Annotated in this window: 18 protein-coding genes, 1 other RNA gene and 1 pseudogene; 11 read left to right on the top strand and 9 right to left on the bottom strand. The window is 43.3% G+C overall.

The window, feature by feature from the left end:
- The first annotated feature begins 15 nt into the window (after window positions 1-15).
- The 3 genes from prmA (at window position 16) to NWP17_RS15375 (ending at window position 3,635) form a co-directional block, all read left to right on the top strand.
- Window positions 16-936: a 50S ribosomal protein L11 methyltransferase gene (prmA, locus tag NWP17_RS15385; RefSeq protein WP_280655750.1), complete on the top strand. Its 921-nt coding sequence runs from the start codon at window positions 16-18 to the stop codon at window positions 934-936.
- Window positions 891-2,141, top strand: coding sequence for a tRNA preQ1(34) S-adenosylmethionine ribosyltransferase-isomerase QueA (queA, locus tag NWP17_RS15380; RefSeq protein WP_280655749.1), 1,251 nt, complete (start codon window positions 891-893; stop codon window positions 2,139-2,141). The genes prmA and queA overlap by 46 nt, the downstream gene beginning before the upstream one ends.
- Before the next feature lie 423 nt (window positions 2,142-2,564).
- Complete coding sequence (locus NWP17_RS15375) at window positions 2,565-3,635, top strand: tetratricopeptide repeat protein (protein WP_280655748.1); 1,071 nt, start codon at window positions 2,565-2,567, stop codon at window positions 3,633-3,635.
- Window positions 3,636-3,699: 64 nt separating this feature from the next.
- On the opposite strand, the gene NWP17_RS15370 is transcribed toward NWP17_RS15375, so the two are convergent.
- Together NWP17_RS15370 and NWP17_RS15365 are read right to left on the bottom strand one after the other, a co-directional pair.
- Window positions 3,700-4,884, bottom strand: a complete 1,185-nt coding sequence (locus NWP17_RS15370) for a GNAT family N-acetyltransferase (protein ID WP_280655747.1) — start codon at window positions 4,882-4,884, stop codon at window positions 3,700-3,702.
- Between the two features lie 54 nt (window positions 4,885-4,938).
- A complete protein-coding gene (locus tag NWP17_RS15365; RefSeq protein WP_280655770.1) occupies window positions 4,939-5,670 on the bottom strand; it encodes a RibD family protein in 732 nt (243 codons plus the stop codon).
- Window positions 5,671-6,083: 413 nt separating this feature from the next.
- On the opposite strand from NWP17_RS15365, the gene NWP17_RS15360 reads away from it, so the two are divergent.
- Complete coding sequence (locus NWP17_RS15360) at window positions 6,084-8,066, top strand: sensor histidine kinase (RefSeq protein WP_280655746.1); 1,983 nt, start codon at window positions 6,084-6,086, stop codon at window positions 8,064-8,066.
- A gap of 52 nt (window positions 8,067-8,118) precedes the next feature.
- On the opposite strand, the gene NWP17_RS15355 is transcribed toward NWP17_RS15360, so the two are convergent.
- From NWP17_RS15355 to NWP17_RS15340, 4 genes are all read right to left on the bottom strand, one after another.
- Entirely contained in the window at window positions 8,119-9,147 is a 1,029-nt protein-coding gene (locus NWP17_RS15355) for a Gfo/Idh/MocA family protein (protein ID WP_280655745.1), read from the bottom strand.
- Window positions 9,148-9,220: 73 nt separating this feature from the next.
- A complete protein-coding gene (gene rnc, locus NWP17_RS15350) occupies window positions 9,221-9,940 on the bottom strand; it encodes a ribonuclease III (protein WP_280655744.1) in 720 nt (239 codons plus the stop codon).
- Window positions 9,941-9,982: 42 nt separating this feature from the next.
- An RNA gene (rnpB, locus tag NWP17_RS15345) (RNase P RNA component class A) lies at window positions 9,983-10,374 on the bottom strand.
- A 59-nt stretch (window positions 10,375-10,433) separates the two neighbouring features.
- The gene (locus NWP17_RS15340; RefSeq protein ID WP_280655743.1) at window positions 10,434-11,120 is read right to left on the bottom strand and encodes a hypothetical protein; all 687 of its coding nucleotides are present in this window, start codon (window positions 11,118-11,120) and stop codon (window positions 10,434-10,436) included.
- A 117-nt stretch (window positions 11,121-11,237) separates the two neighbouring features.
- On the opposite strand from NWP17_RS15340, the pseudogene NWP17_RS15335 reads away from it, so the two are divergent.
- Window positions 11,238-11,384: pseudogene (locus tag NWP17_RS15335) on the top strand (transposase); the annotation flags it as partial.
- A gap of 212 nt (window positions 11,385-11,596) precedes the next feature.
- Here the strand turns inward: NWP17_RS15335 and groL are convergent.
- The gene (gene groL / locus NWP17_RS15330; protein ID WP_280655742.1) at window positions 11,597-13,258 is read right to left on the bottom strand and encodes a chaperonin GroEL; all 1,662 of its coding nucleotides are present in this window, start codon (window positions 13,256-13,258) and stop codon (window positions 11,597-11,599) included.
- Between the two features lie 162 nt (window positions 13,259-13,420).
- On the opposite strand from groL, the gene NWP17_RS15325 reads away from it, so the two are divergent.
- Window positions 13,421-14,503 (top strand): MraY family glycosyltransferase, encoded by a 1,083-nt coding sequence (locus tag NWP17_RS15325; protein ID WP_280655741.1) that lies wholly within the window; start codon window positions 13,421-13,423, stop codon window positions 14,501-14,503.
- An 11-nt stretch (window positions 14,504-14,514) separates the two neighbouring features.
- On the opposite strand, the gene fabG is transcribed toward NWP17_RS15325, so the two are convergent.
- The gene (gene fabG, locus NWP17_RS15320) at window positions 14,515-15,258 is read right to left on the bottom strand and encodes a 3-oxoacyl-[acyl-carrier-protein] reductase (protein ID WP_280655740.1); all 744 of its coding nucleotides are present in this window, start codon (window positions 15,256-15,258) and stop codon (window positions 14,515-14,517) included.
- 206 nt (window positions 15,259-15,464) lie between these two features.
- Here fabG and trxA point away from each other — a divergent pair, with 206 nt between their 5' ends.
- Both trxA and NWP17_RS15310 read left to right on the top strand, forming a co-directional pair.
- Complete coding sequence (gene trxA / locus NWP17_RS15315; RefSeq protein WP_280655739.1) at window positions 15,465-15,782, top strand: thioredoxin; 318 nt, start codon at window positions 15,465-15,467, stop codon at window positions 15,780-15,782.
- A 147-nt stretch (window positions 15,783-15,929) separates the two neighbouring features.
- Window positions 15,930-16,319 carry a hypothetical protein gene (locus NWP17_RS15310; RefSeq protein WP_280655738.1) on the top strand — a complete coding sequence of 130 codons (390 nt, stop codon included), beginning with the start codon at window positions 15,930-15,932 and terminating at the stop codon, window positions 16,317-16,319.
- 66 nt (window positions 16,320-16,385) lie between these two features.
- On the opposite strand, the gene NWP17_RS15305 is transcribed toward NWP17_RS15310, so the two are convergent.
- Window positions 16,386-16,859, bottom strand: a complete 474-nt coding sequence (locus NWP17_RS15305) for a YraN family protein (protein ID WP_280655737.1) — start codon at window positions 16,857-16,859, stop codon at window positions 16,386-16,388.
- A 130-nt stretch (window positions 16,860-16,989) separates the two neighbouring features.
- On the opposite strand from NWP17_RS15305, the gene NWP17_RS15300 reads away from it, so the two are divergent.
- The 3 genes from NWP17_RS15300 (at window position 16,990) to NWP17_RS15290 (ending at window position 22,703) form a co-directional block, all read left to right on the top strand.
- A complete protein-coding gene (locus NWP17_RS15300; protein WP_280655736.1) occupies window positions 16,990-17,472 on the top strand; it encodes a pentapeptide repeat-containing protein in 483 nt (160 codons plus the stop codon).
- Window positions 17,473-17,627: 155 nt separating this feature from the next.
- The gene (locus NWP17_RS15295) at window positions 17,628-18,608 is read left to right on the top strand and encodes a protochlorophyllide reductase (RefSeq protein ID WP_280655735.1); all 981 of its coding nucleotides are present in this window, start codon (window positions 17,628-17,630) and stop codon (window positions 18,606-18,608) included.
- A gap of 303 nt (window positions 18,609-18,911) precedes the next feature.
- The gene (locus NWP17_RS15290; RefSeq protein ID WP_280655734.1) at window positions 18,912-22,703 is read left to right on the top strand and encodes an AMP-binding protein; all 3,792 of its coding nucleotides are present in this window, start codon (window positions 18,912-18,914) and stop codon (window positions 22,701-22,703) included.
- Window positions 22,704-22,740 lie beyond the last annotated feature (37 nt).

Raw genomic sequence — 22,740 nt, 5'->3', positions numbered from 1 at the left:
GAGTAAGTAATAAAAATGGCAAACACTTGGTGGGAACTACAGATTTTATGTGAACCAGCGCTGGAAGATTTAATCTTTTGGCGACTGGAAAATTTTGGTTGTCGTGGTACAGCAAGTGAAAGTAAGGGTAAGTCCAGTTTAGTTAAAGGTTACTTACCGAAAATTAAAATACACTTACTAGATTTAGCGGCTCTGTCCCTGTGGTTGCGTCAAGATGCTCTTTGTGTGGGGTTGTCTGTTCCTACTTTAGATTGGGAATTAATTGACGAGGAGGATTGGGCCACCAGCTGGAAACAATACTGGAAACCCGAAAAAATAGGCGATCGCCTCTTGATTAATCCTGCTTGGCTACCCCCACCCAACACATCAGAACGGCTTGTAATTCGTCTTGATCCTGGTGTAGCTTTTGGTACGGGAAACCATCCCACTACCCAACTGTGTTTGGAATCCCTAGAAATGCGTTTAACTGGCTTACCATGGGATGGGGTGGATAACGGCAGTAAACATCAACCCCTGGTAATTGCTGATATTGGCTGTGGTTCTGGTATACTTTCAATAGCAGCATGGCTATTGGGTGCGAAAAAAGTCTACGCAGTGGATACTGACCCGTTAGCGGTGCAATCAACTTTAAGTAATCTTGTTTTAAACAACATTAGCCCAGAAAGCTTGGTAACAGCAGAAGGTAGTGTAGATATAGTTAGTAAACTGGTGCATGAGCCGGTAGATGGTATTGTCTGTAATATTTTGGCTGATGTAATTATTCAGGTGTTACCGGAAATGAACACCATCGTTAAACCAAGTACTTGGGGAATTTTTAGTGGTATTTTAGTGGAACAGTCTAAAGCTGTTGCGGATGTATTAGAACAAAACGGTTGGATTGTTGCTACCCTATGGAAAAAGAAAGAATGGTGTTGCTTAAATGTACGGCGTTCTTAGCTGAAAACGAACAAATAGGATATAGTAACTTGAATCAACCTTCTGCACCAGAAACCCAAGAGGTAAATTTAGACCGTTCGCTAACAGGATATGATTACTCATTACCAACCGAACTAATTGCTCAAAATCCTGTATTTCCCAGAGATAGCTCCCGCTTACTAGTAGTAAATTCCCCCACAACAGGGAAAGAAACCCCACCCTTAAACCACATTTTTCGAGACCTACCAAAGTTATTACACCCTAATGACTTATTGGTAATTAATGACACAAAAGTTATTCCAGCGCGGTTGTATGGTCGTAAAACCACTGGTGCGGAAATAGAAATTTTGCTTTTAGAAGAAAAAGGATATAATCGCTGGTTAGCCTTAGTTAAACCAGGAAAACGCTTTAAATTAGGAGCAAAAATATTTTTTGCCCCCAGGGGAAAGGGAATGAAGGAAGAGCAAAACTCTGAGCCACTCCCCCAAGAATTAATCGCCACAGTAGTAGAAACAGATGCAGCCACATCCGGGCGGGTATTAGAATTTCATGTTCCTGAAGGAAAACCCTTGGTAGAAATCTTAGATCAATTCGGTGAAATACCCCTACCTCCCTACATCACAACATCAACTGCGGCTGATGAACAGTATCAAACAGTTTATGCCCAAAACCCAGGAGCTATAGCCGCCCCCACAGCTGGATTACATTTCACCCCAGAACTACTGTCAAACTTGCAAAAAAGCGGTATTAATCAAGCCTACATTACTCTACACGTTGGCGTAGGCACTTTTCGCCCTGTGGAAATAGAAGATGTAAGTAGCCACCAGATGCACGAAGAATGGATCTCCGTTCCCTCAGCAACAGTAGAACAAATCCGCGCCACTAAAGCAGCTGGGGGTAGAATTATTGCCGTGGGTACAACGGTAGTCCGTGCCTTGGAAGCAGCAGCCCAAACCGACCAATTACAACCATTTTGTGGCAAAACAGACTTATTTATATATCCCCGTTACCAATGGCGGGTAATAGATGGTTTAATTACCAATTTTCACCTACCACGTTCTAGTTTACTGATGTTGGTGAGTGCGTTGATTGGTAGAGAACGTTTATTAAATATATACCAACAAGCGATCGCCTGGAAATATCGTTTTTATTCCTTCGGTGATGCCATGCTAATTCTTCCAGAAGCCAGAGAAGAATATATCAAAAATCAAGAAAAGCCGTCCTAGAAGGACGGGGCTTGTATCCCATTCTTTTGGTCAACAGCGAGCAAGATGCTCACACCACTAGGAAACTTGAACAATTACAATTCAAAAAATGCTCTTATAGCGAATTTTGCCCAAATGAGGTACATTCTTAGCAAGCAGGACTGGTGCTACAAGACGATTATTTACATTTGTATGTCACCTGTTTAACAAATGCTATAAATGTAACTGTGGTTGCGAACTTCAAAGAGATGTAAATGCAGAAGTCAATATTTAGCAGTAAATATTTAAATCTTGCCAAGCCAACTAGGGGAGGGGATCCCTGGAATCTCTACTCTGGTTGGTGAAAACCTGAATTCGAGCAAATTCTGACTTGAAGGCGGGGAGTGTCAAAGAGTTCTCAAAAACTACAGAATAGCAGCGAGCTAGATGCTCGCACTACCACTTATGTATAAACAGCATCGAATTCGCCAGAAATTTTCCTGGTTCCATGGAGCCATCAACAAGCAGCAGTATTTAGGAGTTCTGAGTACGGCTATGGCTTGTTTGTTGTGTGCTGCGCCTGCAATCATGCAATTATCAGAAAACAAGCTACTAGCAGAACAAGCAATTTCTCAGGATTTAAAAACAGCTAGTCTTTACCAGCAAGGAGTCACACGCTATAACCGTAATGATTTACAAGGGGCGGAGTCTGCCTTTCGTCTGGCTTTGCAGAGAGATCCTAACCTGGCTCTGGCAAGGCATTATTTAGGTAATATTCTCCTGATGCAAAATCGCCTAGATGTAGCAGTGCAAGAATATGGAGAGGCGGTGAGAATTAATCCTAATTTGGGTGAAACCTATTATAACTTGGGGTTAGCTTTGCACCGACAGGGACAAAAAGAAGCAGCCATCACCGCTTATAGACAAGCATTAGTTATCGACCCCAATAAAACAGCAACTCACTATAATTTAGGATTAGCATTATACGAACTAGGAAGAATTGAAGAAGCCATCGCTGCATACCAAGAAGCGATTAAATTAGATAGAAGTAACGCCAAGGCTCAATTTAACCTAGCCATCACCCGTCAGGGACAAGGAAAAATAGAAGAAGCCATTGCCGCTTATAAGCAAGTCATAGAAATTGATCCCAAAAATGATACAGCCTATAATAACCTGGGAAGTCTGAAAGTAATTCAAGGTGACCCGGAACAAGCCATAGCTGTATATCGCCAAGCCATTCGCCAAAATCCTGAAAATGCCTCCGCCTACTATAACTTAGGAGTGCTTTTATATAACCTTGGTGAACTGAAAAAAGCCAACCAATTATTAAACCGCGCCTACACAGCATACCAGTTGCAAGGGGAATTGCAGGAAGCCGAGAAAATTGAGAAATTAAAGCAGCAAATCACTGATTTAATTGCTGAACAAGAACTACAAGCCCTCCAAACACCTACTACGGAAGGGGAACTTATCACCCCTGGTCAGGTAGTTGTTGAGACCATTCCCAGTCGTGAGTCTGATTCTGGGGGTAAATAGTCCACTGTGAGGGAAGTTAGCTAGTTAGATCGGTGTGTTGTCACCTACCACAACTCAGGTAGAATTAGTTATTTCTTCCTTCCTGGTGAAATGGCAAATCCTCATTAATAGCTGCCATTTCTTCCTCTTCTAGTTGATTGACCTCTTGAATATAACGACAAAGAATTTGTTCTAAACGATTATTGTAAAAGCGGTGTAAACTGTGATTAGGCATAGCCGGAAAACCCCGACGTTTTTTGTGTCTTCCCCCGGCCCCAGGGTCGAAGCTTTGGATATTGTGAGCGATCGCCCACTCAATGGGTGTATAATAGCAAGCGTTGAAATGTAAACAATCTATTTCCTGAAAACTGCCCCAATAGCGTCCATATAAGCGATCGCCTTTAAACAAACAAAAGGACATACCTAGGGGTTGGCGTTGGTCTTGTTCTGTATATGCAGCAAAGAACAGTACTCGATGGCGATAATTACTATGTAACTGCTCAAAAAATTGCTTAGTCAGATATTTACTACCCCACCAGCCAAACTTATCACAAGTGTCAGCATAGAAATGATACATTAAAGAAAATAAAGACTGAGGAATAGCATCACCAGTCAATGGTTGTAGTCGTAAACCAACTTTTTCTATAGCTTTGCGTTCCCGCTTAATATTACGGCGCTGATTAGCATTGAATATTTTTAAATAATCATCAAAAGTTTTAAAAGCGAGATTTTCCCAAATGTAGCTGTGGTGTAACCAAGTGCTAAAACCTTGCCGTTCTAGCACTGCTCGCCATTGGGGATCAACATAAAGAAAATGACAACCAGAAACGCCATGCTTAATGCAGAAAGAATCTATTTCATGCAGCATTATGGCTGTAATTTCATTTTCATCTTCCCCCGGGGCAATTAAGAAGCGATAACCTTCAGCCGGGGTAAATGGTGTCATTCCCAGCAACTTTGGATAATACTGTACTCCTATGCGATGAGCTAATTCTGCCCATTGGTGATCAAAAACGAATTCACCATAACTATGTCCTTTTAAATAAAGTGGAGCCACCGCAATTAAACTCTGGTCTCGCCAAAGGGTTAAATGATTTGGTAACCAACCGGTTTTAGCTATAGCACTCTGGGACGTTTCCAGATGATTTAGCCAGTCCCACTCTAAAAAAGGGGTTTTGAGTGGCATTGCTAAAGCATCCCAGGCATCTTGGGGTACTTGTGCGATTTGGTTAGCCCAAAGGCTAGAGTAGCGAGGTTTGATGTGTTCCACCTGACTGATGACCAATGACTAATGAGCAATAACTATTAGCATAGGCTAATCCGCTCAAGGTTGCAGACGATAGTGAAGAAACACCTCTTGCTCAACTTGATGTACTTCCAAAAGTTGTAACTTAGGGGCTAATTGAGATAAAAATCCTACACCTCCTACTGGTGTGGGTGCAGAAGCACCACCTAAAATCAGTGGACAAACTGTGAGCCAGAGTTCATCAATTAAATTTGATTGGAGCAGAGCAGCTACTAATTCACCACCTCCCAATACAGCTAAACGTGTTATGTGTAGAGAAACCATGTGTTGCAAAGCAGTAGATGTATCAACATTTCCCGTTGGTGCGTCAAAAACCATAATATGATTAAATTTTGGGGGAGACTTATCTGCCAGTGTTAACCCCGTTGAATCAAGTTTCTGTTCCCGTTTTTGCCAAGAACGCGCCCCCATTGTTGTTGTTAGCAACCAACGTTCTATAGGCTGTTGAAAAAACTTAATTTCCGGATCGAGGTCAGCAGATTGCGTAATGACTATATGAACTGGCTGGGGGGACTTACCCGCTTTGATTCGATGTTGCAGCAGCATTGGTTGTGATACAGTAAGTGTCGTACCGTAGGCGCGAAGAGTTCCAGCACCTAGTAAAACGGCATCAGAAGCAGCAATTTGTTTTTCCAGGTGGGCTTTATCAGCCCCTGAACCAAACCGGGCAGGCGATCGCCTAAAATCTGCTATTTTGCCATCGGCACTCATGGCTAAAACCACTGTGGTATAAGGACGATGTTGCATAATTTGGTTAGTGGGATAGTCTTGAGATTTTGGTTGTCAGTGGATTGAATGGAAAAAAATATTTCCCTGTAAGCTACTATTAACAAAAAAAACTAAGCAGCAATCTCAGCGGCTCTAACCTTCAGGCATTGTAATCTGTTGTATGATTTTATTTTTTCATGATCAATTATCTATCCACTCTTCAATTCCAGCCGCGATAGTCCTATATTTTTAAAGTGTATCCATATGCAACACCGGTTACTTTCACATCTACCCCATATGAACTTTGGTATAGCTGATTCCCGGTATATTTTCAATATTTACCACTTTTGCCACTTGACAAAAACACCCGATTACACTTAGCAGAATATCTCTGGGAGCTATTCTAATTGCATATCGTTACATTTGTGGTTTACAGATGCGAAGTGAGATACTCAATGGCTAAGGCTCGTCAATCATCCTTTCGACGTATTTTATTAACAAGAATTTTACTTGTTTTTGTCCCTGTGTTATTGCTAGGGGAGGTTGTGGCCTTGAATAAAGCAAGGTCCAGCCTATTGAAAACTGCGCGTCAAAATCTCACAGAAAGCGCTATTTTAAAAGGTGAAAAAATTACCACTGCCATTGCCACCCTCAAAACTCTTTTACTAACTGTAAGTCAAACAACAGTTACTCAATCTGGTTCGTCTTCAGAAGTAGAACAATATCTCACTAGTCTTGCCAAAAAATTGCCCACCCAGGTAGAGTGCCTGGAATTAACTGATCTGCAAAGCCGTAAAATCATCGCTAGTAGCTGTGGTAAGCAAGAAATTAGCGAAAGTAGATTAGTTATTTCTGAAAAAGAAAAAATTGATATCAAAACAATCTTACCTGCCCAGGCTGGAACCACAGGTAAAAAAAATACAGACAATCAATTGCAATTGCTGCTATCTGCCCCAGTGTATAATCGCACTGGGGAACTGCTATATGTATTGAGTATTCAATCAGGACTATACAAACAGACGAAAAATCAGCCAGGATCTTTAACAGGATCTACTCTAGTAATTGCTGAAAATGGCATGATTTTGGTACACCCATCACCAGAGTTAGTGGGCAGTAATATTCAACAAGACCCAGATGCCCTGCCACTGCGACAAATTGTTAAAAATGCCATGGCTGGAAAAAGTAACTCAATAAATTTACTTTCTCAACAAGGGCAAGAATTAATAGTTGGTTATACGGCTATTGCTAACCCTACTACACAAGAACAAGGGCAAAAATGGATAGTGTTAGCTGTGACAACTGTAGATAATGCTTTACTAGGTTTAGAAGAAATTAAACTAATTCTCATAGTTCTCACAGTTGGTTTGATTGGTGCTAGTTTGTTGGCATCTTTATATTTAGCTCCTTATTTAGCCGTTCCCTTAGAACAGCTGCGAGACTATGCTTTGAATCTTCATAGCCACCATGCTGCCCAACCTGTACCCCGCAACTTCAAAATTCGCGAGTTTAACCAACTAGCCCAGGCAATTGACCAAATGGTTGAGAGACTCAAAGCCTGGGCAGAAGAACTAGAAATTGCTTGGAAAGAGGCAAAAACCGCTAACCACGTTAAAAGTCAGTTTTTAGCCACCACTTCACATGAATTGAGAAATCCACTTAATGTGATTATTAACTGTGTGCGTGTGGTTCATGATGGGTTGTGCGATAGTCGGGAAGAAGAAATAGATTTTCTGAAACGTGCTGATGAAACAGCTATTCACTTGCTGGGTATTATTAACGATTTACTTGATATTTCCAAAATTGAAGCAGGTAAACTTTCGGTAGTGACAACACCTATTGATCTACGACAAATACTGCTGGAAGTGATTAATTTACAATCAGTTAATGTGCAAAATAAAGGTTTGCAGTTAAAAACTGACTTAGGTACTAACTTGATTCCCGTAAAAGCAGATCCAGCTAAATTAAAGCAGGTACTAATTAATATTATTGGTAATGCCACTAAGTTTACCGACGAGGGAAGCATCACTATTGCTACAGCTGTTTCAAAATATAATCATGACAAATTGCAAGTGGTTGTCAGCATCACAGACACAGGTTTAGGTATAGAACCCGCCCAGCAGCACAAACTATTTCGCCCCTTCGTGATGCTAGATGGGGGTGCAACACGCAAGGTAGAAGGTACAGGACTAGGACTAGCGATTTCCCGAAATTTAATTGAACTGATGGGAGGTAGCATTACTTTAGAAAGTGCAGGTATAAACCAAGGCACTACAGTCAAGATTACCATGCCCATGATTGATAGCTACTTATTAAATCGTCGAGAAGTTGCTGCTGAAGAAGAAATGCTGGAAGAGGGATGTGATACTGTGCGACCTAAAGGGACGCAGATTCTACATTCATCTTCAAAACTTGCTCAACCAGGCTTACGCCAAGAGTAGAAACCAAAAAAAGCCGTCCTATAAGGACCAGGTTCTAATCCCATTCTGTTGATCATAAAATTACTGTTTCGCCCCTTTGATGGAGAGATGCACTCAGACCAGACAGAATCTTTACTAAGGTAGTGCCTACCCAACCAGATGAGATGTTTGGGGCGGTGTTCTCAATAATACTGAGAATAAAGTAATGGCAAACTCGCTGCAATGGCTCCCCTGGGGTAAATTCCAGCACTTCTGGTTTTTGATTCACAGGTAAAAACTGATTTCCTTGACGTTGAAACTCACCATGTAAAAGGGTGAGGGGTGATGAAGGTGACATTTCATCGAAAATTAAGCAACCACGGCTACCCACTATTGCCAGTCTTCGCTGTTTATCAGGATTTCCCCAGCACAGGTGAATATATGCCTCAAACCCGTTAGGATATGTCAGTGTTACCCAAACTAAATCTGCCAAACCTGATGGGGGGTGTGTTAGTTCCCTATTCTCTACCGTCTGTAACCACACGGTCCCCTTAGCCTGTACTTTTAAAGGTATTGCACTCAGCCAGTGGTTAAAAATGGCAATATCATGAATGGCTAAATCCCACAAAGCATCAACATCTTGCCTCACTGGTCCTAAATGAGTTCTTGCTGCATAGCCATAGCGTAAATTACCCAGTGTACCCGCCTTAACTACAGTTTGCCCTTGCTGAACGGCTGGATGAAATAAATAAGTATGGTCAACCATGAGGATTAAACGCCGTTTTTCTGCCAGTTGGCAAAGTTCTAGACATTCTACCGGGTCTAGAGTTAGGGGTTTTTCTGCCAAAACATGGTATCCCTGGTTGAGGGCTTGCTTAATTAAAGTATAGTGGGTGGTTGCTGGGGTGGCGATGGCTACGGCTGTCAGTTCTGATATTTGCTGTAAGGCTGACCATTGAGTAGTTAATAATATGTTTTCTTCTAAGTTAAACTGCTGCTTTACCCCGGCCAGTCTTTGTGGTTGGGGGTCTACTACTGCCACTACAGTCACTTGGGGATGTGCTAAAAAATTCCGCAATAAATGTACTCCCCAGCGTCCTACACCAATAACGGCAATTTTCATAAAATGATTGATTAACTAGTTGGGTTGATATCCTGATGATTTTAATTGGGGAGGTTGTCTAAAAATATTAATCTTAGGGGTTATTTTGTTGAGAAATTCCTAGAAATGCCACTTTAGCTGCGGCTTGTTCAGCAGCCTTGATTGAGCGTCCTTTACCTTCGCCTAGTTTGTTTTCATGCAGCCAAACCTCAGCAGCAAAACGCTCTTGATTTTGGTTAGTGGGATGAACTTCAGTAATGCGATATTCAGGCAAAACTTTAAATTGTGCCTGTGTCCATTCTTGTAGGGCGGCTTTGTAGTTAAGTCTGGCGGGATCGCGGCGAATTTCGTCCGCTAGCTTTTTCATGTGAAAATCTAGCCAAGGGCGAATTAACTCCAAATTGTTGGTGCTGAGGTAAAGGGCACCCAGAACAGCCTCAAAAGCATCTGCTAGTCTTGATTCCTGCCCAATTTGATCACTTGTAGCACTGCCAGCTACCAGTAAGTATAAGTCAAAACCATATTCTCTCGCCAGTTGAGCGAGGATGCGATCGCTAACCAATACAGAACGAATGGCGGCAAAATCCCCCACTGGACAATCAGGATATGTTTCCCACAACACCACTGCTGCCGCTAGTCTGACCACTGCATCACCGACAAATTCTAACTGTTCATAATTTGCCGACTCAGAAACAGTAGGATGAGTTAGTGCTAAATCCAACAGTTCCCATTTGATGGGTAAACCTGTTGGCAAACCTAACTTTCTGACTAAGTTTTCGAGTTGTCGCTGACGACGTGGATAAACAAGTGTCATTAAGAAAGAGGGGATATAGTGAAATGCGATCGCTGAGAGAGGGGAGAGAGTCGGACATAAGCCGGGTTCTGTTCTCAGAGAGTGTTTAAAACACCTTTGAGGGCAGTTATCTATCTGGGACGTTTGTTACCAAACGCCTCTAGCGGCTCTATTTTACGAAACTGGTAAAAGACCAACCGTAGTTTCTTGTGGCCTTGCTCCCAACCGGGGTTTACCGAGCCACAACCTCTCGGTTGTGCTGGTGCGCTCTTACCGCACCTTTGCACCCTTACCATTTTTCAGTCAAAGCGACTGGAAAATGGCGGTATTTTTCTGTGGCACTATCCTCGCGATCGCTCGCACTGGGCGTTACCCAGCAAGTCTGGTCTTTAGGGAGCCCGGACTTTCCTCAAACCAGTCACCTTGACTGATCTGCAACCGCCTGCGCCTACTCTCTCCCTAACTCCAGTGTAATCCGGGATGGCGTGATGTGTCTGGTTTTGATTAATTAGTTTTAATTCCAAGGCAGAGCATAAGTCCAGGGTAATTTCCTAATGGTGAAGGGACAGTTGATGATGCACATGGGGGGGATATTAACGCCGGGGGCTAGACCTACCCGTACTTCAGAGATGCGTAGCACTAGCTGTAGTGAAAATTCCAACTTTTTCCTGCCGTTCATAAAGTCGTTATACAATTTCTTTTGTCCCTTGCTTAATCCGCTAATGTTAATGATTGGTTTTGTGGCTGAGTAAGTCCCGGTTGCTTGATCACGCTGAAAAACATCTTCTGCGGTGACGGTTTCGGAAAGGGTTTTTTGAGGTGCAATCAAACTAGGGCTTTGGGGCACTGCTAAGTCGCGGGTTAAGTCTGGTGATTTGCGAATTACCCGGCGTGATTGCTTACTATGTTCCACTACTAAAGAGCTATTGTCCCAATCAACGTATATAGCGATATCCTCAGATTTATTTTGAATACTCAGGGCTAATTCTTTGAGATCGTCCACCGGATATGAAGATTGGAATTTAAAAGCAATACCTATTTTGTCTTGGAGGTTTTGAGCTTTGAGTTGTTCATCAACCACTGCTTTTTTAAATTCAAACTTAATCTGATCGTCGATGGATTCGATCATCCGATTAAAGACGTAGGAAACCCCAATAATATAAAGGGTCAAAATTACTAAGTTTTGGTCGCCATTCCTCATAAATCAGAATATTCACTCTTGGTAATAATTTTGTGTACTTGTTTGATTTTGTCAAATTTAACATCAGTATATGACTTCTGATTATATCATATCATGTCCGGTAAATCACTGAAAATCAAAGGAAGGGCTAGCCATCAATTACGAAAAGAGTTTCCAGAGTTACTCAAGCTACCAACTCTAGGGACACCCAGATACTTTGTATCGACTGCTGGGAATATCAGTACAGAATCGGTAAAACGATATATTGAACAACAGCGCGATTGAAAACATCACAGAGGCGTAAAGGCATTAAGGCAGCTTTCATCCCTTGCCTAAAGTAGGGAATACGGGGCTACGCACCTGTTACTCAAGGGTTTTCAGCCTGCTTTCTTGATAAAAAAACAGTTTGCCGTGAGTAGGCAAACTGCCGACGAAATGTTTACATGAGCAAGCCACATGAGCAAACCACATGAGCAAGCCACATGAGCAAGCAGGGATTAGAACATACCCATGCCGCCCATGCCGCCCATACCGCCCATACCGCCCATACCGCCCATATCAGGGGCAGGACCTGCGGGTTTCTTCTCTGGTTTTTCCACCACAATGGCTTCAGTGGTAATGACCATGCCTGCAATAGAACCGGCATTTTGTAAAGCTGAACGCACTACTTTGGCGGGATCGATAATGCCAGCTGCAATTAAATCCTCAAATTTTCCAGTAGCGGCATTGTAACCAATGTTGAAATCGCTTTCCTTGACTTGAGACACAATCACAGAACCTTCATCACCAGCATTATCTGCTATTTGACGTAAAGGAGCTTCTAATGACCTTCTGACGATATCTGCCCCGATTTTCTCCTCTTCGTGAAGGCTGTCTTTGATTGCGTCTATTTTGCTAATCAAGTTAATCAAAGTTGTTCCACCACCGGGAACTATACCTTCTTCCACAGCAGCTTTAGTGGCGTTGAGCGCGTCTTCAATCCGCAGTTTGCGGTCTTTGAGTTCGGTTTCTGTAGCAGCACCCACTTTAATGACTGCCACTCCACCTGCTAACTTGGCAATGCGTTCTTGTAGTTTTTCTTTATCGTAATCTGAGTCAGTTTCTGCCAATTGCTTACGAATTTGAGCAATGCGAGTTTGTACCTGTGGTTTGGTGTCACCAAGTGCCACAATGGTGGTGTTTTCCTTGTCAAGGGTGATTTTGCGGGCGGTTCCTAGCATTTCTACCGTAGCAGTATCTAGGCTTAAACCAATTTCCTCAGAAATCATCTGTCCGTTGGTAAGGATAGCAATGTCTTGTAACAATGCTTTGCGGCGATCGCCAAATCCTGGTGCTTTAATGGCAGCTACAGCTAGAACACCCCGTGCTTTGTTGACCACCAAAGTTGCCAAAGCGTCTCCTTCTACGTCTTCAGCAATAATCAGCAAGGGTTGACCGAGACGGGCAACTTTTTCTAAAATTGGCACTAAATCCTGAATGCTGCTGATTTTTTTATCGGTAATCAGGATCCGAGGATTGTCAAACTCTACTAACTGCCGGTCATTATTGGTGATGAAGTAGGGAGAGATGTAACCCCTGTCAATTTGCATCCCTTCCACTACTTCCAGTTCCGTGGTCAGAGATTTGGACTCTTCAACAGTGATCACACCGTCTTTGGTGACTCTTTCCATAGCCTCGGAAATCATCGCTCCCACTTCTTCATCATTACCGGAGGAAACAGTGGCTACTTGAGCGATCGCACTGCCTTGTACTGGCTTGGCTGCTGTGGCAATTTCTTTTACCAGTGCTTCAACAGTTTTATCGATGCCGCGCTTTAAGCTAATGGGGTTAGTACCCGCAGCGACGTTTTTTAACCCTTCTTTAATCATGGCCTGTGCCAAAACTGTGGCGGTGGTGGTACCATCCCCGGCAATGTCCTTGGTTTTGGATGCTACTTCTTGAATTAGTCTTGCACCTGTGTTTTCTAAGGGGTCTTCTAATTCAACTTCTTTGGCAACGGTGATACCGTCATTGACGATTTGGGGTGCGCCAAATTTTTTTTCTAAAAGGACGTTACGACCTCTCGGACCCAAGGTGATTTTCACCGCGTCAGCTATGGCGTTAATGCCTTTCTCTAGCGCTCGCCGTGACTCTTCATCAAATGAAATAATCTTGGTCATGATTTATCTCTCTAGCGGTTCCATTAGACAATAATTTAGCACTCACCAGACCAGAGTGCTAATATGCCAAACAGCTTAGATTATAAATGCAAATCAAAAAATTGATTAATATTACAGTTGATACTCATATTAGGACACTAGCAGTAATGTTTGGATTGGGGGATGAATCTATACAACTTTCTTAAGTCCCTCGGCATTGCCGACCCTCGCGGTTCCGGCTGGTTGGCAGTAGTGCTGACATTTATTTTGGCTTGGCTTGTGACGTGGCGTTTGATTCCCACAGTACGCAAGTTTGCCTTGCGGGTAGGTTGGGCTGACCAACCTAATGCTCGACGACTTAACCATGAACCTTTGCCCAATGCTGGCGGTTTAGCTATTTATGCAGGAGTGATTGCCGCAGTGGTACTAGCTACCCTTTTACGACCTATCGCTCTGCAAAACGTATTGGCTCAAGTGCTAACCATTCTACTAGGAGGTTCCATCTTAGTGCTGGTGGGTTTTATTGATGATCAGTTCGGTTTACCGCCTTCTGTTCGCTTGTGGGCGCAGGTTGTCACAGCATTGTTGCTGTATGCTAACGGCATCAGCATTGAAGTTGGTCTTCACACGCCCATTGACTCCCTTTTGTCCATGTCGCTGACAACACTTTGGGTAGTGGGTATCACTAACGCCATTAATTTAATGGATGGTATGGATGGATTAGCGGGGGGGGTGAGTTTTATTACTGCTATGAGTTTGTTGGGGGTTGCAGCCCAATTTCCTAATCGAGCAGCAGCTATTTTAGTTTTGGCAGCTTTAGGGGGTGGAGCCTTGGGCTTTTTGCGTCATAACTTCCACCCCTCACGGATTATCATGGGCGACGCAGGTGCATACTTTTTTGGTTATGTGCTTGGTGCAACTAGTATTTTAGGGAACCTCCAACAAAATACGATTTTTGCTCTGGTTCCCACAGTATTATTTCTGGTCTTGCCTGTGGTAGATACTACTCAGGTATTTATCCGCAGGTTATTGGCTGGGAAAAACCCTCTCAGTACCCCCGGTAAAGACCACCTACACCACCGTTTATTGGCTTGGGGATTTTCTCAGCCGCTTGCTGCTTTTACTCTTTGGTCAATCACTCTAGTTTTTAATTTGCTGGCCATGAGAATACAAGGTGTGAATTTGGTGGTGATTATTTCCACTGCCATTAGTATCTTTTTGTTGTTGGGCTTTACTGTTTGGCACAGAACCTTGAATAATTCTTAGTTAATTCTTAGTTACATTACCATGCCACCATCAACATTAAACACTTGTCCTGTGATGTAGGCCGCAGCAGGATCGGCAGCGAGGAATCGCACCATCCCGGCTACTTCTTGCGGTTGCCCGTAACGACCTAGAGGGATAAATTTGATAATATCTTCGCTGTGGCTAAGATTGCTGGTCATGTCTGTGGCGATGAAACCGGGAGCAACAGCATTGACTGTGATACCGCGAGAGGCTAGTTCTTTGGCGACGGTTTTAGTAAAGCCAATCACTCCTGCTTTAGCGGCGCTGTAGTTGGCTTGACCAGGGTTACCCATTTGTCCGGCAACGGAGGTAATATTTATAATCCGTCCAGAACGTTGTTTGAGCATGATTTTACTGGCGGCACGTGTGCATAAGAAAACACCTGTCAAATTGATATCAATTACTGCTTGCCAATCTTCTGGCTTCATGCGTAAAAGTAGGGTGTCGCGGGTAATACCTGCGTTATTGACCAAAATATCAAGGCGCTGGAACTTTTCCATCACGGCTTTCACCAGTGTATCTACCTGATCACCTTGGGATACATCGGCTTGTAGGGCGATCGCTTGACCTCCTGCGGCAGTAATTTCTGTAACTACGGTGTCAGCCGCGCCGCTAGAACTAGCATAATTAACCACTATAACCGCTCCTTGGGATGCTAGTTCAAAAGCGATCGCCCGTCCGATGCCCCGTGAAGCACCTGTAATAACTGCAACTTGTCCCCGCAAACTTTCCATAAATTATTCCTCATGTGTTCAAATAACCGCGCTAATCATGGTCTACAGTTAAGCATTTTAGATTTACTGTCCTTCCTGATTCACACATCTATCCCTTGGGGAATAGTGGAAAATTTAGCAACAATAAAAACAAAATGATGATATGCCGATTTTTTCAACTACACATTAACATTAAAAGCAAGCAATAAAAATTTGGTGGGTGTCACATGGCGACCAAAAAACAATTCAACAGTTTTGAAGAAATGTTATCTAGTTCCGATCTACCGGTGTTAGTGGATTTTTATGCTGATTGGTGTGGTCCTTGTCAGATGATGGTACCAATCTTAGAGCAAGTTAACACCCAACTACAAAATCAATTGCGTATTGTAAAAATTGACACTGAAAAGTATCAGGGACTAGCAAGTCAGTACCAAATTAACGCCTTGCCGACATTGGTACTATTTAAGCAGGGTCAACCAATACAACGAATTGAGGGAGTGGTGCAAGCAAAACAACTGGTAGAACATCTTAAAAATTTCATATGAACTACCCAACTCTCAGCCGTTAAACCTCCAAACATAAAAATTGGGTAAATCTCCCCATCAAAAAACGGGGGCTTTTACCCTACCGGGAACAGCTATCTATTGACGAAGATAGAAATGTAGGATGGCCGTTAATCCCCACCAGCAACTATGGAATATTTATATTACCTGGCCAACGCCAGCCTCACCATGAGGATTGTACAACATCTCCACGCCAGACCTGAGATACCAGTTTCTTTCGTCACTGTGATTCATCAAATTGATGGCTGGGTTGTGAGGATAAAATTTAAAAAGCAAGTTTCCCCCCAAGAAGATGGGAACTTTCGGGCTTTTCTCAATGAATTAGGAATTAGCTATGCGCCACCCATGCGGGTACAAATGGCACTTTGGAGTTTAGAAGCAGGACAACCATCAGTGGAAGTTATGCGTCGCTACCAAGTGGCGATCGTTTCCCATGGTAGCCCAGAGAGGGAAGAAATAGAAACATTCCGACAACAATTTGTCCGGGGGTTGGGTTACTGTCCAGAAACATTGGCGTAACTCGGCTTTGTTCAAGCCATGCAATTATCAGCCATCAATTAAATCGCGTTGTATGGCATAAACGCATCAGTCAAAAGCTGCTGGTAGATATTCTTGCAGATCAAATTGGTATCCATCTGCGGATAAACTAGCTAAGGGTGGTGGAGTCCATGTCAGCTGAGTAGGCTGTTTTGATATTGGCTGATAGTACACAAGAGCAACATCAAAGCGACATGGGTAGTGGGTTTTTTCAGGATACTGAGCTAGAAATATTGTGGCGGTTTGCCAGATTTTTGCCTGCTTTTGTGGTGTGATGGCACCTTTACCCCCTAGATCCCAATTTCTTTGACTACGGGTTTTCACTTCAATAAATGCTATTGGGGGTAATTGGTTAACCAGGAGATTTGTTTCATTGTCTAGCTGTTTTTCATCAAGCTGGGCAATAATGTCTATTTCTCCCCAACGGCTGGAAAAGCGACGGTGCAAAATACTCCAGCCTGTGGACTGTAACCATTGTGTTACCAGGTCTTCTCCCAACTTACCAGTATTTAGACATTTCATAAAAATTTATAAATATTTAATTTCATACTTAAATGATAAAACTATGATGTGGTGCGCCCTGTTTTACATCATTCTTTAGGTAAACTATTTTTGAGATAAAAAGGAGGGGAGTTTACCATTGGTTAAAAATATGACCAATATATTGAGTGTATTGCTTTGCCTAGTAGTAGGCATCACAGTAGTTTTGGGGTATGCGCCCGTAGCCCTATCCCTGGAATATAACAAAGAAATTTTGACCGAGGCTGACTTTTCTGGACGTGATTTAACAGACTCTAGTTTTACCAAAGCTAATCTCCGCCAGAGTAACTTTAGCTATGCTAATTTGCGGGGTGTGAGCTTTTTTGCGGCTAATTTAGAGTCGGCAAATTTACAAGGTGCTGATCTCTCATTCGCCACTTTAGACTCAGCTAGACTTATCAAGGCTAATTTAACCAACGCAATTTTGGAGGGTGCTTTTGCTGCTAATGCTCGGTTTGATGCCGCAGTTATTGATGGAGCAGATTTTACTGATGTTCTTCTGCGTCCCGATGAGGAAACAAAATTATGTAAACTGGCTAAGGGTACTAATCCCACTACCGGGCGAGATACCAGGGATACTTTGTTTTGTCCCTAGGGAACTACTCGGTTAATTTTTTTAACCGGGGAGAGGGAAATGATTCCTCCCTCTTTCTCATTCTGTTTTCAAAAATTCAAACTGGATGGCCTGGTGATATGAGATCATTATAGAGCGTCAATATGTCAAAAGACGATTCATGCGATTTTAATAAAATGACACAAGATCAGAAGTTAACCGTCGTGATTACGGGCGCTTCCTCTGGGGTGGGTTTGCAAGCGGCGAGAGCGCTTTCCCAAAAGGGGTGGCACGTGGTAATGGCCTGTCGCAATTTATCCAAAGCAGAAAACGCTGCTAAATCTTTGGGAATGTCGCCTGAGAGTTATACAGTCTTACATATAGATTTAGCTTCTTTAGAAAGTGTTCGGCAGTTTGTCCAGGATTTTAGAGCCACTGGCAAGTCTTTGGATGCTTTGGTCTGCAATGGGGCGATTTATATGCCTTTAATTAAGGAACCATTGCGAAGCCCAGAAGGATATGAGTTGACTGTGGCCACAAATCACCTTGGTCATTTTCTTCTGTGTAATCTCCTTTTGGAAGACCTGAAAAATTCACGAATGGCTACCCCGGGTAAGGTATTAGAGCCGAGGTTGGTGATTTTGGGAACTGTCACCCACAACCCCAAGGAGTTGGGAGGGAAAATTCCCCCCCGTCCAGATTTAGGGGATTTGAAGGGTTTTACCACAGGATTTAAAGAGCCGATGGCCATGATTGATGGTAAGAAATTTGAACCTGTCAAGGCTTATAAAGATAGCAAGGTTTGTAATGTGTTGACTATGAGAGAGCTACATCGCCGCTATCACCAATCACACGGTATCACTTTTAGCTCTCTTTATCCTGGTTGTGTAGCTACCACTGCTTTATTTAGAAACCACTATCCCTTGTTTCAGAAAATTTTTCCCCTTTTCCAAAAGTATATTACCGGGGGCTTTGTGTCTGAAGAAGAGGCTGGCGATCGCGTGGCCGAAGTTGTCAGCGATGGTGCATACAGCCAATCTGGGGCTTATTGGAGTTGGGGAAACAGACAAAGGAAAAATGGTAAGTCCTTTGTTCAAGAGGTTTCTCATGAAGCCAGTGATGATAATAAAGCTGAACTTCTGTGGGAGTTGAGCGCCAAGTTAGTGGGATTGGCGTAATAGTTAAATTTACAACAGTTACCTTAGTTCCGCAATTCGTGTCAAAACCTCACCCCCAGCCCCTTTCCTCACAGGAGAGGGGCGTTTTAATATTTCACATACTCACCCACAAAATGCTTTTTTTTTACATAATTTTGGAAAAATTACGAGGGGGTAAAGGTTGATAAAAATTGTGATTTTCACTACAAAATGATATTTAACCCAAATTTAACCTAACGTTAACCTTCTCTTAACCCAAAAAAAATTAGATGATGATATTGTGGTTTGGTGTCAAAAAAAACCTTAATTTGAAAGGGCAGTCATATGTCGTTAGCCACAAAAAACACAGCCACATCATTACTACAAATCCTCAGCGAAAGAGCAGAAAGTCAACCACAGCAACAAGCTTATATATTTCTCCAAGATGGAGAAACAGAAACGGGTAGTCTAACCTACCAAGAGCTGCACCAACAGGCTATCAACATAGCCAGCCATCTCCAATGTTGGCAAGGAGAACGGGCATTATTGCTCTATCCATCCGGATTAGAATTTATCACAGCCTTCTTTGGCTGCTTGTATGCTGGGGTGGTAGCAGTACCCGTGTATCCTCCCAAGCGCAACCAGAAACTATCTCGGTTACTCTCCATTGCCCAAGATGCCCAGGCAAAAATCGCACTCACCACAGCCTCAATCCTGGGTAACATAGACAATCAGTGGCAACAATCACCACAATTAGCCCCATTAAATCTAATCGCCACAGATACATTAACTGGTCACAATGCCCAGTTTGACACACAACCAATCACACCCCAAACCTTAGCCTTTTTACAATACACATCCGGCTCCACAGGCACACCCAAAGGAGTGATGGTCACCCACGGCAACATCATCCATAACGAGGAGCTAATTAAAACCGCCTTTGGTAATACTCAAGAGAGTATCTATGTATGTTGGTTGCCATTATTTCATGACATGGGACTGATAGGAAACCTTTTACAAACAATGTACGTAGGGATTCCCAGTATTCTCATGCCCCCAGAAGCGTTTATCCAAAAACCCCTCCGTTGGTTGCAAGCCATCTCTAAATATAGAGCCACCACCAGTGGCGGACCCAACTTTGCCTATGATTTATGCACCAAAAAAATTCAGCCAGAAGAACTAGCACATCTAGACTTAAGCAGTTGGGAACTAGCCTTCAACGGATCTGAACCAGTCAGAGCTGAAACCCTCAGACAATTTAGTGAAAAATTTGCCAAATGTGGGTTTAACCACAGAGCCTTTTATCCATGCTATGGCATGGCAGAGATTACCGTATTTGCCACAGGAGGAGACAAACAGCAACAGCCAGTCATCAAGCAAATAAAAGCCACAGAGCTAGAAAAAAACCTAGCAGTACAGGCAGAAACATTATCGACAGACAGTAGAGAAATAGTAGGATGTGGTCATCCCCACCAAGACACAAACATCATCATAGTCAACCCAGAATCACTAACAGAAAATCAACCAGGAGAAATAGGAGAAATTTGGGTATCCAGCCCCAGCGTAGCCGCCGGATATTGGCAACGCCCCCAAGCCACAGCCGAAACCTTTTCAGCAGTTCTCCCAGATAACCAAGCAACAGCCTACCTAAGAACAGGAGATCTAGGATTTATCAGCGCCGGAGAATTATTCATCACCGGAAGACTCAAAGACCTGATCATCATCAGAGGGCGGAATCATTATCCCCAAGACATAGAAATAACAGTAGAAAAATCCCACCCAGCACTGAGAGCTAATAGTGGAGCCGCCTTCACAGTAGAAACAGAGGGAGAACAGAAACTAGTAGTAGTGCAAGAAATAGAGCGCACCCACCTGCGCCACCTCAACAAAGACGAAATAGTAGAAGCAATTAATCAAGCAGTAGCAACAGAACACGAACTAGCCATAGACAGCATAGTATTCCTCAAACCAGGAAGCATAGCCAAAACCTCCAGTGGCAAAATTCAGCGCCGGGCTTGTCAACAAATGTTTTTAGCCGGAACCTGGACAGAACTAGCCCACAAGCGATTATCAGTAGCTTCAGTGCCAGATATTGGTCAAACCTTAAAAAAAGAACAGGAAAAAACAAACATCAATATTGTAAACACAACCCCCACAGTGAAACCAAACCAAGAGATGCCAATGTCCCTAGACCCTAAGCAGACCCATGCCGAAGATTTGCTCGCTTGGTTACGGGAGTACGCCCGTGATCGCATCAATTCGCGCCAAATTGATGAACGCCGCAGCATTCCACCTCAAATAGTACTGGATTTTGGCCGTCAAAAGATATTTGGAATGCATATTTCCCCGGAATACAACGGACTAGGTTTACTCCATCAAGACTCACTGCGAGTGATAGCGCAACTGGCAGCCATTGATCTCACCCTGGCCGTCTTGGTGGCGCAATCCGTTTATCTGGGTATTTGGCCGATTCAAAAGTTTGCTGATCGCCACATACAAGCAGAGTTGCTACCTTTACTCGCTACAGGACAGCAATTAGCTTGTTTTGCACTTACTGAACCAGTAGCTGGCTCTAATCCGCGCGCCATTAGAACACAAGCCGTCCCCAATGCTCTCGGGGGTTGGGGGATTCGGGGCAAAAAAATTTGGATTGGTAATGCAGCTTGGGCGGGAACCATGAACTTGTTCACCCAAGTTGTGGATGGTAATGGTCTTACTTGCGGCATTACCGGCTTTGTCCTCCCTCGCCATTCCCCAGGAGTGCGAATTATTGGCGAGACCCTAACAATGGGACTGCGGGGAATGGTCCAAAATACCCTTGAGCTTGAGGATGTCCAGGTTCAACCCCACCAAATTCTGGGACATTTAGGTCATGGTTTAGAAGTAGCCAAGGATGCGTTTCAAGTTGAACGTGTGGGTGTTGGTGCCATGAGTGTTGGTGGGATGAAACGTTGCTTGCAACTGATGCATCGATATACCTCCCGTCGTTCCGTTAGTACCGGACTGCTGTTGCATAACCCAGTGACCCTGTTGAAAATGAGTGAGTTTGCAGCAGCCACAACAGCGATGGAAATTCTAATTAATCAGACCGCAATCTGGCTAGATCGTGGTATGAACTTGCCGGAGGAGGTGTCGATTCTTTGTAAGGTGGCAGGATCAGAACTGCTTTGGCAGACCGCCGACGGGCTAGTGCAACTGCTAGGAGGACGGGGCTACGACGAAAATAATCTGGTGCCGCAAATTCTCCGAGATGCTCGCATTTTGCGCATTGGTGGAGGTCCATCCGAGACCCTGACCTTATACGTGGGGGCAAGTATCTTGAATTATAAAGGCAAGCTATTTGAGTTTCTCAGAGTAACTTTGCAAAACCCAACATTAGCAGACTGGTTGGCTGGCATAATGGAACAAATTCAAGGCCGCTGCTTGAAGGCTCCAGCTGTACTGGCTGATCAACAGACAGCGTTGCAATGGGGTTATAGTCTAGCAGGAGAAATTGGCTTACAAACACTGATGTTGGCCATCATTCAATTTGCCACTGCTGCCCATCCCTCTCCTCATGAGTTGCAGGTGCAGGAATGGCTACGGCTACGCTTGGAACAAACGGTCTCTAATGTTTTAAAGGGACAACCAGCAGAAACAGCATTGCTCAACCCTAAACATCTCACAGAATTAGTTAACGGTTGGCAAACGTCCATCGGGGATGTGGAACAGTCCCTCCACCTGCAAGAAAATACTTTCGATGAAATGTTGAAGATTCAACCTCACCCGACAGTTGATAGTTTGGTCTTTAGTTCATCCCACATTAGGTCTACTGATACTGACGCAATTAATCATGATGAAGGCACTAAAGAATTATTCAACACTTCTGATTATCAAGCTTCAGAGAATCATCTTATCCATGATGTTAATCACGTGAGAAACGTAATCAAAGACACCATTGCCAAACAATTGAACATAAATGCTCAGTCAGTTAAATCTGATGCTACTTTTATTAGCTATGGGATAGATTCACTGATGGCTATAGAGTTGACACACAGTTTGGAAAAGCGCATAGGTCAGCCCTTAGAACCTACCCTAATTTGGAATCATCCCACCATTGAATTACTAGCACAATACCTAACCCAAGTTCAAGAATAGTAATGGAGGAGCGAAACGAGATTGGACTTTTCATCTT

The organism is Chrysosporum bergii ANA360D, assembly GCF_029891735.1.
GTDB classification, from domain to species: domain Bacteria; phylum Cyanobacteriota; class Cyanobacteriia; order Cyanobacteriales; family Nostocaceae; genus Umezakia; species Umezakia bergii.
This window is presented reverse-complemented; position numbering and strand designations above follow the sequence as displayed.

What these genes read in the sequence shown, in the direction of transcription:
- prmA (WP_280655750.1), top strand. Translation starts at nt 16, where the DNA reads ATGGCAAACACTTGGTGGGAACTACAGATTTTATGTGAACCAGCGCTG.
- queA (WP_280655749.1), top strand. Translation starts at nt 891, where the DNA reads ATGGAAAAAGAAAGAATGGTGTTGCTTAAATGTACGGCGTTCTTAGCT.
- NWP17_RS15375 (WP_280655748.1), top strand. Translation starts at nt 2,565, where the DNA reads ATGTATAAACAGCATCGAATTCGCCAGAAATTTTCCTGGTTCCATGGA.
- NWP17_RS15360 (WP_280655746.1), top strand. Translation starts at nt 6,084, where the DNA reads ATGGCTAAGGCTCGTCAATCATCCTTTCGACGTATTTTATTAACAAGA.
- NWP17_RS15355 (WP_280655745.1), bottom strand. Translation starts at nt 9,147, where the DNA reads ATGAAAATTGCCGTTATTGGTGTAGGACGCTGGGGAGTACATTTATTG.
- rnc (WP_280655744.1), bottom strand. Translation starts at nt 9,940, where the DNA reads ATGACACTTGTTTATCCACGTCGTCAGCGACAACTCGAAAACTTAGTC.
- NWP17_RS15340 (WP_280655743.1), bottom strand. Translation starts at nt 11,120, where the DNA reads ATGAGGAATGGCGACCAAAACTTAGTAATTTTGACCCTTTATATTATT.
- groL (WP_280655742.1), bottom strand. Translation starts at nt 13,258, where the DNA reads ATGACCAAGATTATTTCATTTGATGAAGAGTCACGGCGAGCGCTAGAG.
- NWP17_RS15325 (WP_280655741.1), top strand. Translation starts at nt 13,421, where the DNA reads ATGAATCTATACAACTTTCTTAAGTCCCTCGGCATTGCCGACCCTCGC.
- fabG (WP_280655740.1), bottom strand. Translation starts at nt 15,258, where the DNA reads ATGGAAAGTTTGCGGGGACAAGTTGCAGTTATTACAGGTGCTTCACGG.
- trxA (WP_280655739.1), top strand. Translation starts at nt 15,465, where the DNA reads ATGGCGACCAAAAAACAATTCAACAGTTTTGAAGAAATGTTATCTAGT.
- NWP17_RS15310 (WP_280655738.1), top strand. Translation starts at nt 15,930, where the DNA reads ATGGAATATTTATATTACCTGGCCAACGCCAGCCTCACCATGAGGATT.
- NWP17_RS15305 (WP_280655737.1), bottom strand. Translation starts at nt 16,859, where the DNA reads ATGAAATGTCTAAATACTGGTAAGTTGGGAGAAGACCTGGTAACACAA.
- NWP17_RS15300 (WP_280655736.1), top strand. Translation starts at nt 16,990, where the DNA reads ATGACCAATATATTGAGTGTATTGCTTTGCCTAGTAGTAGGCATCACA.
- NWP17_RS15295 (WP_280655735.1), top strand. Translation starts at nt 17,628, where the DNA reads ATGACACAAGATCAGAAGTTAACCGTCGTGATTACGGGCGCTTCCTCT.
- NWP17_RS15290 (WP_280655734.1), top strand. Translation starts at nt 18,912, where the DNA reads ATGTCGTTAGCCACAAAAAACACAGCCACATCATTACTACAAATCCTC.